The 13250-nt window shown below is 68.2% G+C and carries 3 protein-coding genes; all 3 read left to right on the top strand.

What is annotated here, in order from left to right; genetic code table 11:
- Window positions 1-75 precede the first annotated feature (75 nt).
- Window positions 76-801, top strand: coding sequence for an HNH endonuclease family protein (locus tag OG390_RS21220; RefSeq protein ID WP_406170095.1), 726 nt, complete (start codon window positions 76-78; stop codon window positions 799-801).
- A 351-nt stretch (window positions 802-1152) separates the two neighbouring features.
- Window positions 1153-1896, top strand: a complete 744-nt coding sequence (locus tag OG390_RS21215; protein WP_406170093.1) for a GNAT family N-acetyltransferase — start codon at window positions 1153-1155, stop codon at window positions 1894-1896.
- A 252-nt stretch (window positions 1897-2148) separates the two neighbouring features.
- Window positions 2149-13233, top strand: coding sequence for a LamG-like jellyroll fold domain-containing protein (locus OG390_RS21210; RefSeq protein ID WP_406170089.1), 11085 nt, complete (start codon window positions 2149-2151; stop codon window positions 13231-13233).
- The last annotated feature ends 17 nt before the right edge of the window (window positions 13234-13250 follow it).

Below are 13250 nucleotides of genomic sequence, written 5' to 3'. Positions count from 1 at the left end.
CCCTGACCGCTACCTTGGGACCCGGGGAAACGCGCCCGTACAGGGCGGACCCGGGGAGGCAAGGGGAGGGACGCCGTGCTGCGTCTGAGGGGTGGCGCGGCCGCGGCCGCGCTGGTGGTGTTCGTCGTCGGTGCCGGCGTCAGCGGCTGCAAGAAGGAGGCCACGGGTTCCGCGGGCCCGCAGGAGACGGCGGCCGGCGGCGCGGCCCTCGCCGCCGTGGACTCGCTGACCGTCAAGGGGCGCGCGCCCAAGACGGGGTACAGCCGGGAGCGCTTCGGCACGTCCTGGGCCGACACGGACTCGAACCGGTGCGATACCCGCGACGACATCCTCAAACGGGACCTGAAGGACGTGAAGTTCAGCGACGGAAAGTGCAAGGTGAGCTCCGGGATCCTTGCCCCGGATCCGTACGGGGGTCAGGACGTGACCTTCGCGCGCGGTCGCAGCCTGGTGGACATAGACCACCTCGTCGCGCTCTCGGACGCCTGGCAGAAGGGCGCCAAGTACTGGGACGCGAGCAAGCGAATAGCCCTGGCCAACGACCCGCTCAACCTCCGTGCGGTTGACGCCGGCGCCAACCGCAGCAAGGGCGACGGCGATACGGCGACCTGGCTCCCGCCCAACAAGGCGTATCGCTGCACGTATGTCGCCGCGCAGGTGGCCGTGAAGAAGAAGTACGGGCTGTGGGTCAGCGCCGCCGAGAAGGCGGCCATGAAGAAGGTGCTCTCCGGCTGCCCCGGCCAGAAACTCCCCTCGGGCGGCAACCCGACACAGGCGCCGAAGCGGTTCCACGCGAACTAGGGTCGCGTCAGCCGAGGTTCGCCCCGTCGCGACGCCCGGCACGCTCCCCCACTGCCTCAAGGGCGTGGGAGGTGCCCCCACTCGCCGCACCGGCCGAAGGCCCAATTGCGTCCCGTACGAGGGCTTCCGGCCGGCACTCCCCCAGCTTTCGGCCGGGGGGACCCCCAGAGCACGCACCGGACGCCGCTCCTTGACGGGCAGACGTTGCCTGCCGGGGCACTGGTCCCGTCTTTCGGATCACGCCGACATCGACATGCCGGCGGCTGAGCGCGAACCCATGCCGCTGCCCCGTTGAGGCTGACACGGCGAAACCGTTTCATCGGGACCGAGTTGACGCCTACCGTGTGCGACATGCAGTTGAAGGTGTCAAGTCTCGCGGAACGGCCCGAGATGCTCGGGCACGTGGTCCGGATGGCCAACAGCTGGCCGGAGTTCCTGCTCCAGGACCCGGTGGGTGACACACACTACGGCCGGATCGCCACCGAACTTCCGGAGTACGTGCTGTTCGCCGAGGACGAGCACGACCGCGTGGTCGCCCACGCCTACAGCGTGCCGTTCGCCCTCGCGGACGAGGACCGGGGCGAACTGCCCGCGCGGGGCTGGGATCAGGTGCTGACCTGGGCGTTCGCCGACCGACGCCGCGGCAGACCGGCCGACACGGTGAGCGCCATCTCGATCGTCGTCGCCCCGCACGCCCAGGGCGGCGGCCTGTCCGCGCGGATGCTCTCCGCAATGCGGGACAACACCCGGGCGCGCGGTTTCACCGAGGTCGTCGCCCCCGTCCGCCCCAGCGCCAAGCACCTGGAACCGCGCACCCCGATGGAGGAGTACGCGTTCCGGGAGCGCACCGACGGGCTGCCGCACGACCCGTGGTTGCGCGTCCACGTCCGGGCGGGCGGTGTCATCGAGGCGGTGGCGCCGGCGTCCATGACGGTCGCGGCCTCGCTGGAGGAGTGGCGCGCATGGACGGGGCTGCCCTTCGACATGGATGGCCTCGTCGAGGTGCCCGGCGCGCTGGTGCCGGTGCACTGCGAAGCGAGGCGCGGATACGCCGTATACGTCGAGCCCAATGTCTGGGTGCGGCACACCCTGTGAACTGGCACCTTGTCAGTTCACAAGGCGTCGTTCCTGTCCATTCCTGCAAGATGAAGAATTCTGATCACTGAGGTCACCAACCTGCAAAGAAGTTCACAAGAGACAAAGGGGTGAGTCGAAACAAGTCGGGCTGGTTCAGTAAGAGGTGGTCAAGGCCAAGCCAAGATCTCCTCTCGGATCTGTCCATGGGATGTTCACAACAGTCAAGATCAGCGCGTTTCTCTGCCTCTTCTGACTGTTGGAGTCGAAGCCGTGCGCATTCGGCCTGCCCGCCGCTCCCGCCCCGCTCCCCGCGCGCACCGCGCGCGGCGAAGCGTGGCCGTGCTCGTCCTGACGGCCCTCGCACTGATGCTGACGACCCAGCAGGCCATGGCTGAGGGCCTGGAGCTCGACACCGTTTCGGTCTCCCTGCCGAGTCTCTCCTCGCTGGCGTCCTGGTTCGAGGACCCGCACTGGGGTAAGACCCCCCACCAGCAGTCGGGCACCGCGGCCGGGCACAAGCACCACGTGTCCGCGAAGGCGACGGACGCGAAGCGCGGCGTGGGCAAGGCACGGGGCAAGGGGAAGGGCGAGCTCGCCGCCTACCACGCGCACAAGCCCGCCGTCCAGCACGGCAAGAGCCAGGGCGGCCCCGGCTACAACGCGAAGACCAGCAAGCGCAACGCGGCCAAGTCCTCGCGCACCGACACCGTCTTCGACAACGCCGACGGCAGCACCACCCGCCGTATCTCCCCGAAGACCGTCAACTACCAGGTGAGAAAGGGAAGATGGGCGCCGATCGACGTGGACGTGCGGGCCGGTCCCGATGACCGCTGGTACGAGAAGGCCAACTCCCTCGCCGTCGACTTCGGCCCCAAGGCGAACGACCACGAGCTTGTCTCCTTCGCCGTCGACGGTACGCACTCCCTCTCGTACGCCCTGAAGGGCGCCAAGTCCGTCAAGGGCACGGCCGACGGCTCCCGCGTCACGTACGAGAACGTCCTGACGGACACCGACCTCCAGGTCGCCCCCACCGCCACCGGGGTCAAGGAAGCGATCGTCCTGCGTTCCGCGGACGCCGCGAACAGCTGGACCTTCCCGCTGGACCTCAAGGGCCTCACGCCCGTCCAGACCAAGAGCGGGTCGATCGACCTGCGCAACGCCGCCGGCAAGACCGTCGAGCGCATCCCCGCGTCGTACGCCTACGACGCGAAGGTGAACAAGCGCTCCGGAGACCCGGCCACCACCTACGACGTCACCACGAAGCTCGTCCACGACAAGGACGGCTACGCACTGAAGGTGACTCTCGACGACAGCTGGCTGCACGACTCGCGCCGCGTCTTCCCGGTCACCGTCGACCCGACCGTCACGGACGGTTGGACCACCACCTACGCCGAGTCCGGGTCCGGTAACAACATCGACCACTCCTACGAGCAGACCATCAAGGTCGGCTCGTACGACTCCGGCACCCACTCCGCGAACAGTTTCGTCAACCACTGGGACACCGCCTGGGACGGCAGCGGAGTCACCGTCTCCTCCGCGACGCTGCACCTCTTCGACACCTGGGCCTCCACCTGCACCGCCGAGCGGTTCGACGTTGCCCTGGTGACCAGCTCCTGGACCCCGGAGTCCGTCACCAGCTACCCGGGCCCCTCGAAGGGCTCCTCCATCGGCAACGCCACCCCGAGCGTGCCCAACGCCTGCGCCAACACGGCCGCCGACCGCAGCGTCGGCGACTGGGTGAGCGTCTCGCTGTCCACCTCGGCCATCCAGGGCTGGATGAGCGGCACCACCGCCGACCACGGCCTGGCCGTGTACGCGTCGACCACCGACAACCTGCACTGGAAGCAGTTCGGCTCCTTCAACGACCCCTCCAAAGGCCCGTACATCGTCGTCACCTACACGGGCAACACCGCCCCGCAGATGTACGAGCAGTTCCCCGCCGACAACGCGGTCGTGGGCACCAGCACGCCCGAGCTGACCGCCTGGGCGGGCGGCGCCAACTCCACCAGCGGCAGCAACAACCAGTACATCTTCAAGGTCTACGACGCGACCAACACCAAGGTCGCCGACTCCGGGCTGATCGCCACCGGCGACTGGACCGTCCCGGCGGGCAAGCTGGCCTGGGGCAAGGCCTACACATGGACCGTGCAGGCGTACGACTCGACCACGGCCCTGTACTCCCCCGCGGAACCGTACGCACTCTCCGTCCAGGTGCCGCAACCCGTGATCACCTCGGGGCTGTCACAGAACAGCAGCGACCATGGCTTTGACGCGTCGATCGGCAACTACACCACCTCCGACACCGACGCCTCGATCTCCACCGTCGGCCCCTCGCTGGACGTGGAGCGGGACTACAACTCCCGTGACCCGCGTTGGACCGGCGCGTTCGGCTCCGGCTGGTCGAGCATCTTCGACTCCCGTGCCACCGAGCAGTACACGGCGTCCGGAGCGGTCGCCGGCGTCAACGTCACCTACCCGGACGGCTCCCAGGTCGGCTACGGCAAGAACAGCGACGGCACCTTCACGCCGGGCAACGGCCGGTTCGCCACGTTCAAGACGATCACGGGTGGCTACTCGCTGACCGACAAGGACGACACGGTCTACACGTTCACCCAGTCCCTGGGCTCGGGCGGGTACGGCCTGACCTCGGTGACGGACGCCAACGGCCGCTCCATCACGTTCACCTGGACCAGCGGTCACATCACGAAGATGACGTCCGCGGTCTCCTCGCGCTCCCTCAACCTGACCTGGTCCACACCGACGGGCGCGTTGGCCGCGCATGTCGCGACCGTCGTCACCGACCCGGTCACCGCCGGCGACTCGTCCACCGCGCAGACCTGGACGTACGGCTACACGGGCGACCAGCTGACCAAGGTGTGCTCGCCGCTGTCGGCCACCAAGTGCACGACGTACGGCTACCAGACCGGCTCGCAGTACCAGAACGCCTCCCTCGACCTCGACCCGGGCGCCATGTGGCCGCTGACCGAGGCCTCGGGCACCACAGCGAAGGACGCCGTCCTCGCCAATGAGGGCACGAAGAACGCCACGTACGAGAACGTGACGCTCGGCGCGGCTGGTCCGCTGACCGGTTCCTCCGCGACGGCCGCCTCGTTCAACGGCACCTCGTCCGACGTCGCGCTGCCCAAGAACACCGGCAACGATACCGACTCCGGTGCGCTGTCCCTGTGGTTCAAGACCTCGGCCGGGCCCGGCGTCCTCTACTCGTACGCCTCCCAGCCCATCGGCTCCGGACAGGCCGCCGGCTTCTACACCCCGTCGATCTACGTCGGCACGGACGGCAAGCTGAACGCCGAGTTCTGGTACAGCGGCGGCATCAACCCGATCGTCACGTCGACGTCGGTCGCCGACGGCCACTGGCACCACGTGGTGCTGTCCGCCGCGGGCAACTCGCAGACGCTGTACGTCGACAACGCCAAGATCGGCTCGCGGACCGGCACCGTCTCCATCCAGAGCGCGGTCGCCTTCGGCAAGAACCAGTCGTACAACTACCTGGGCACCGGCTTCCTCGGCGGCAACTGGCCCGACGAGCCGCACCAGAGCTCCACCTCCAAGAGCGGCTACGCCACCTACTTCAACGGCACCATCGCGGACGCCGCCTGGTACGGCCGCCCGCTGGTCGCTGCCGACGTCAACTCCCTCTACCAGTACGGCACCCATGCGGCGAGCCTGCTCACCTCCATCACCCGGCCGTCCGGCAAGACGTACGCGGCGATGACGTACGACCCGGCCACCACCGCGCTCACCCAGCTCACCGACGAGAACGGCGGCGTCTGGAATCTCGGCACGCCCACGGTCGCCGGTTCCAGCCAGACCTACCGCGGCGCGGTCCTCGGCAGCGCCCCCTCCGGCTACTTCCGCCTCGGTGAGGCAGCAGGTGCGAGTACGGCCGTCGACGAGGTGCGCGGCGGCAACGGCACCTACAGCTCGGTGACGCTCGGTGCGACCGGGCCGTTCAGCGACCACACCACGGCCTCCTTCGACGGCAGCACCTCGTTCGTGAACCTGCCTGACGGCATGGTGCCCGGCTCGGGCGACGAATCGGTCAGCATGTGGTTCAAGACGTCCACGGCGGGCGGCGTGCTGTTCGGCACCTCGAAGCATCCGGTCACCGACGGCACCGGCTCCACCCCGTACACACCGGTCCTTTACGTCGGCAGCAGTGGCAAGCTCTACGGCGAGTTCTGGTTCTCCACGGGCTCCGACAATCCGCTGGCTTCTGCCTCGGCCGTGACCGACGGCCAGTGGCACCACGTCGTGCTGTCGACGTCGGCCACCAGCCAGTCGATGTACCTCGACGACCAGCTGGTGGGCACGCAGACCGGCACCGCGGCGATGAACGACCAGCCGTACACCTACGTGGGCGCCGGATTCCTGGGCGGCTACTGGCCGGACGAGCCCTACCGCAACACCAGCGGTGACTACACCGGCCACGCGAGTTACTTCAAGGGCTCGATCGCCGAGGCCGCCGTCTACCGCTCCCACTTGTCCGCGGCCGACGTGTCCGAGCAGTGGCAGGCGGCGAAGAACTCCACCGGCCTGCTGCCGGTCGAGACGGTCAACGTGACCTCGCCGACGAACGCCACGCTCACCTACACGTACGACGTCGACCACGGCAACCGGGCGCTGACCGAGACCGACGGCCTCGGCAACAAGACGAGCTTCGGCTACGACACCGCCGGGTTCGAGCACACCGTCACCGACCCCAACGGCTCGATGACCATCACCGGTCATGACGTGCGCGGCAACGTGGTCTCCTCGACGGCCTGCCAGGATCAGTCGGCGAACCACTGCTCGACCGAGTACTACACGTACTACCCGGACGACACCACGGCGCAGCTGACCACCGCCGACCCGCGCAACGACCAGCTGCTGACCGAGCGCGACGGCCGCTCGGCGTCCGCGACGGACAACACGTACCTGACGTCGTTCACGTACGACGCGCAGGGCAACCAGACCGGCATCACCGGCCCGGCGGTCCCCGGCTTCCCGAACGGCCGCACCACCACGACCACCTACAGCGACGGCACCAGCACCTACCCGTCCGCCGACGGCGGAGTGGTGCCGGGGGGCCTGCCGGTGAAGACCACCAGCCCCGGCGGCGCGGTCAACTCGGTGGCGTACTTCACCAACGGCGACGTCGCCTCGACCACCGACGCCATCGGTCTGGCCACCACCTACACCTACGACGGCCTCGGCCAGGTGCTCAGCCAGAAGGTCGTCTCCGACACCTATCCCAACGGCCTGACCACCACGTACACGTACGACCTGAACGGCCAGGTCACCGAGGAGCACGACCCGCAGCTCACCGACCGCGTCACCGGCGCCACGCACGCCGCCGTCTCCACGACCGTCTACGACGAGGACGGCAACGTCACCTCGCAGACCGTCTCCGACGCGAGCGGCGGCGACTCCGCGCGCACCGAGACGCAGACATACGACGCCTACGACCACGTGCTCACCCAGTCGGACGCCAACGCGGCCGCGGGCGCGACCAACGGCAACACCACGACGTACACGTACGACACCTCCGGCAACAAGACCAAGGAGGTGACCTCGGCGGGCAACGAGACCCGCTACACCTACGACGACAACGGCAACCTGCTCACGCAGGCCCTGATGTACACCGGTGACCCGGTCAACCCGCAGACCGCGACCCTTCTCACCGAGTCGTCGCGCGCCTACGACCCGGCCGGACGCCTCGCGTCCGTGACCGACGCGATGGGCAACACCACGTCGTACACCTACCTGGACGACGGCCTGACCGCCTCGGTGAAGCGGACCAGCGCCGACGGCAACAGCTCCTACGTCCTGGAGTCGGACACCTACGACGCCGCCGGGAACCTGCTCACGTCGACCACCGACAACGGCGAGACCGTCACCAACCACAAGGTCGACGCGGCCTCCCGCACCACCTCCACCGAGGTCGACCCGACCGGCGTGGACCGCGTGAGCACCGTCTCGTACACCCCGGACGACGAGATCGCCTCCGAGAACGACCACGACGCCACGGGCTACGACCGCACCACCACCAGCACGTACGACGACATGGGCAATGTGCTCAGCGAAACGCTGTACGGGGACGCCTCCGGGCACCCGGCCGGCTGGTGGAAGCTCAACCAGACCTCGGGCACGAACGTCACGGACTCCTCCGGCACCGGCAACACCGCCGCTGCCGGGGCGGGCGTGACCTGGGCGGACGACGCGGCCAAGTTCAGCGGCTCCAGCACCGGCACCGGCGACATCGTCGCCACCAACAGCCCGGTCCTGGACACCACGGCGTCCTACACGGTGTCCGCGTGGGTCAACCTGGCCGACACCTCGACCTACCGCACGTTCGTCGGGCAGGGCGGCACCAACCGGTCGTCCTTCTACCTGCAGTACTCCCCGACGAACAACGCGTACCGCTTCCACACGTCGAACGAGGACGTGAGCTCCCCGTCCGCGTTCTACGACGCGGTCGCCCCGAGCCCGCCGACGCTGAACACCTGGACCCACTTGGTCGGTGTCTTCGACTCCACGAACGGCTCGATGAAGCTGTACGTCGACGGGCAGTTGGCCGGTTCCGGAACCGACGCCTCGCCATGGACCGGAACGGGTCCGCTGGCGATCGGCGGCGCCAAGCGGGCGGGCGGCACCGTCAGCAACGTGGTGGACGGCTCGGTCTCCAACGTGCAGGTCTACCAGCGCGCCCTGGACTCGTCCGACGTCTCCTCGCTGTACGGCAAGGGCCGTACCGGCGGCACGGTCGGTTCCTCCGCCGAGCAGACCACCAAGTACACGTACGACAAGCGCGGTCTGCCGACGTCCACGACGGATGCCGAGCAGAACACCACGACGTACGCCTACGACGAGGCGGGCAACCTGGCGGTCTCCACCGCGCCGGCTGTCCAGGCCGAGGCGGACGGCACCAACCCGGTCACCGTGCACCCGGTCACCACGAGTGGTTTCAACACCTTCGGCGAGGGTGTCGAGGAGCAGGACCCGAACGGTCTGGTGACCAGCACGGCGTACGACGCCGATGGCAACAAGGTGTCCGAGACGTTGCCGTCGTACACCCCGGCGGGTGCCTCCCAGCCCAATGCGGGCACCACGGTGTGGACGTATGACAGCGAGGGCAACCAGACCTCGGTGGTCAGCCCCGGTAACAAGACGACGTCGTACCTCTACGACCAGATGGGCGACTTGGCGCAGATCACGGCGCCGGACGGTTCGACGACGCATGCCACGTACGACACGGCGGGTGACCAGCTGTCGGCGACGGATGGCACGGGCGCGCAGGCGCAGGCGACCTACGACTACCTGGGCCGCCGGCTCACCTCGACGACGATGGAGCGTTATCCGTCGACGCGGACGCTGACGAGTACGAACTCGTACGCGGTCACGACGGGCAATCCGTACGGCGCGCACCTGGCGTCGACGACGTCGCCGGGCGGTGTGTCGAGCACGTACGGCTACGACCGGGCCGGTGAGATCACCTCGGTGACGGACGGCGCGGGCAACACGACTCGCGTCGGCTACGACTTCGAGGGCAACGCGACGAAGACGACGCTGGCGGACGGTACCTGGACCGAGACGGACTACAACGCCTCGGACGACCCGACGGCGACGCGTGAGTACGACGCGAGCGGTACGAAGCTGTCGGAGACCTCGCAGAGTTACGACGGTGTGGGCAACCTGGTCGCGGCGACGGACGCCAACCAGCACACGACGCGCTGGACGTACGACGCGGCGGGCACGATCACCCAGCAGGTGGAGCCGGTCGACGCGGCGACGTCCATCACCACGACGTTCGGCTATGACGCGGCGGGTAACCGCACGCGCTTCACCGACGGCCGCGGCAACTCCTGGCGGTATACGTACACGCCGTGGGGCCAGCAGGAGAAGGTGATCGAGCCGACGACCGACCAGTACACGTCGGCGGCGGACTCGACGACGACCTTCGCCTATGACGCGGACGGTCAGGTGACGACGGCCACGTTGCCGGGCGGGGTGACGACGTCGATGACGTACGACGTCAACGGCCAGCTGAAGACGATGAACGGCTCCGGCGCGGACGCGGCGACGGCTCAGCGCAGTTTCGACTACGACGCCGACGGCAGGGTCTTGTCGGCGGACACGGCGGAGGCCGGCATCACGGGCGCGGACGATCACCAGTCGTCCACGCACGACGCGTTCACGTACGACGACCGCGGTGACGTACTGAGCGCCTCCGGTTCGGCGGGTTCGTCGAGCTTCTCCTACAACGACGACGCGTCGATGCTGTCGCGGACGGACGCGGCGGGCACGACGTCGTACGGCTACGACACGGCGGGCCGCCTGTCGTCGCTGAACGACGCGGCAACGGGCACGCAACTGACGTACACATATGGCCAGTTGAACGAGGTCAAGTCGGTCAAGTACGGCTCGACGGGCCAGACGCGCACGTTCGGTTACAACAGCGCGCACGAGCTGACGAGCGATGTGCTGGTGCAGGACGCGTCGACGTTGGCGAGCTTCAGCTACGGCTACGACGACAACGGCAACCTGACGTCGAAGACGACGACGGGTGTGTCGGGGGCGTCGTCGAACACGTACACCTATGACTGGTCGGATCGTCTGACGTCGTGGAACGACGGGTCGACGACGAAGAGTTACGCCTACGACGCGTCGGGCAACCGGATCCGCAACGGTGCGGACGTCTATACGTACGACGCCCGGGATGAGTTGACGTCGGACGGTACGCACAGCTACTCGTATTCGGCGCGCGGGACGATGACGCAGGAGTCGCAGGCGTCGGGTTCGGTGGCGTACAAGACGGACGCGTTCGGCGATCAGATCACGGCGGGTACGCAGTCGTACACGCTGGACGCGCTGGGCCGGAACATCTCGGACACGGACACGACGGACCAGTCCACGCGGACGTTCGCCTTCTCGGGTGCGGGCAACACGATCGCGTCGGACGGCGACAATACGTACACCTACGATCCGGCGGGTGGTGTGGTCGGCGTCAAGCCGTCGGGCGGCAGTGGGGCGCTGGCCCTGACGGACCAGCACAGCGACGTGGTGGGCACGTTCACGTCGGGTGCGACGTCGCTGGCGGGTTCGGCGTCGTATGACCCGCTGGGCAAGGTGGTCTCCCCGACCGACACGGTCACCGGTCATCTCGGCTTCCAGTCGGGCTGGACGGAGCCGGGCACGGGTGATGTGGGTACGGCCTCGCGCTGGTACGACCCGGGCACGGGTCAGTTCCTGAACAAGGACAGCATCTCGCTGAACGCGGTGCCGAACTCGGTGGCGGCGAACCCGTTCGCCTACGTCGACGACAACCCGATGGCGGGTACGGACACCTCGGGCAACTGCTCCTGGTACGACGTGGTGTGCGGTGCGAAGAAGGTCGCGCACCATGTCAAGCACGCGGTCTCGCATGTGGCGCACAAGGTGTACCACGCGGTCAAGCACGCGGCCCGCAAGGTGGTCCACGCGGTGAAGCACGCGGCGCGCAAGGTCGTGCATCACGTGCGGGATGTGTATCACGCGACGGTGCGGGTGGTGCGGCGGGTGTATCACTACGCGGCGCGGCATGTCAGACGCGTGTATCACGCGGCGGTGCATGCGGTGCATACGGCGTATCACAAGGCCTCGCGTGTGGTACATCGTGTGGTGCATGCGGTGAAGAAGGCGGCGCACAAGGTCGCGAGCCATGTGAAGAAGGCCGCCAAGGCGGTCGCTCATGCGGCGCGGACCGCGTATCACGCGACGGTCAAGGCGGCGAAGGCGACGGCGACGTTCGTGAAGCACCATGCGGCTGCGATCACGTCGTTCGTGGTGTCGACGGCGGTGTTCGCGGGGTGTGAGGCGGCGACCTGGGGTGTGGGCACGGTCGGCTGCGCGGCGATGGCCGGCGCGGCGGGCTCGCTGGTGGAGCAGGGCTTCAAGTGCGCGGAGAACGGTGGCGGCGACTGCAGTGTGGGGGCGTTCGCGGGCTCGGCTGTGGAGGGCGCGGTCCTGGGTGCGGCGGGCGGCAAGCTGGGCGAGCTCGGCGGGAAGCTGCTGGCGAAGGTGGCGCCCAAGGCGATGAAGGCCGTGGGCGGGCTGTTCGGGAAGGGAGCGACCGAGGCCGGAGACTCGGCGGCTGCGGATGCCACGGAGGAGGCGGCTTCGGCGGCGGAGTCGGAAGGGGCCGGGACGCGGAGTCAGTCGCGTTCAGGCGAGGGGGAGTCGGGCGGCGGTTGCAAGATCCCGAAGGCGCCGAGGCCGCACAGCTTCACCGGCTCGACTCCGGTCCTGATGGCCGACGGCACGGCGAAGGCGATCGACCACGTGCGGGTCGGTGACACGATCGCCAACTCGGTGCCAGGAGTTGCGGGTACGGAGGCGCACAAGGTCACCGCGGTGATCGTGACGCACACGGACCACGACTTCGTCGACGTCACCATCAAGAAGACAGCTGAGTCCGTGGCGAAGCCGACTACAAAGGGCGGGGCGAAGTCCCTGGCCCGGAAGGTGGCCCGCAAGGCGGCGTTCGGCCTGGCGGCTTCGGCGGCGGTACTGGGCGCGCTGGCGGCGAGCCACGGCCACGGCCAGGAGCCGGCGACGGCTCCGGTGGCGGCGGTCAGCAGCGCAGCGTCCGCGCAGGACAGCAAGGCTGCCGCGTCCGGCGCAGCGGCCGGAGACACGTCGGACGCGCAGGGCGCGCACCTGACGACGACGTTCCACCACCCGTTCTACGACGAGACCCAGTCGGCGTTCGTGGAGGCCAAGGACCTCCACACCGGAGACGTCCTCCAGACCCCGACCGGCACCGCGAAGGTCACCGGCGTCCGCCTCTACCACGCGAACACCACCACCTACGACCTCACTGTTGGCAGCCTTCATACCTACTATGTGGAGGCCGGAGACACCCCCGTCCTCGTCCACAACTGTGGCGAGGGCGATGTAGCGGACAACGCGCGCTTCGAAGTCGATTCCGACGGTGTGGCCACTGACCGGCAGGGGCCCGAGATGCCCGAAGAGCGGTACAACCGTCAGCAGCATTACGGTGGTTCGCAGACCAACGGGCCCGCCGGCCAGGCGGCTCGCGCAGCGGGAGAAGGCCAGCGCTGCATCTCGTGTGGTGAGGTGCAGGTCACTGGGACGCGTACGCAGCCGGTACCTGAGCACGATCCGGAACTTGCCATCCACTACTATTTCAAGGGCGGATGGGAAATGACGGATGAAGAACGTCGTGCTTATGCTCAGCAAGGCATCAATGGGACGCAATGTCTTACATGTCAGCGCAAGCAAGGTGCGGTGCTCTCAAGGTATACGCGTTACTTGGCCAGAGCGTTCGGCATGAGAAGGCCGGGGCGAGGGTGACGACTCGAGGTGGCAGA

It is taken from the genome of Streptomyces sp. NBC_00996 (assembly GCF_045162675.1).
In the GTDB taxonomy this organism is placed as follows: Bacteria; Actinomycetota; Actinomycetes; order Streptomycetales; family Streptomycetaceae; genus Streptomyces.
This window is presented reverse-complemented; position numbering and strand designations above follow the sequence as displayed.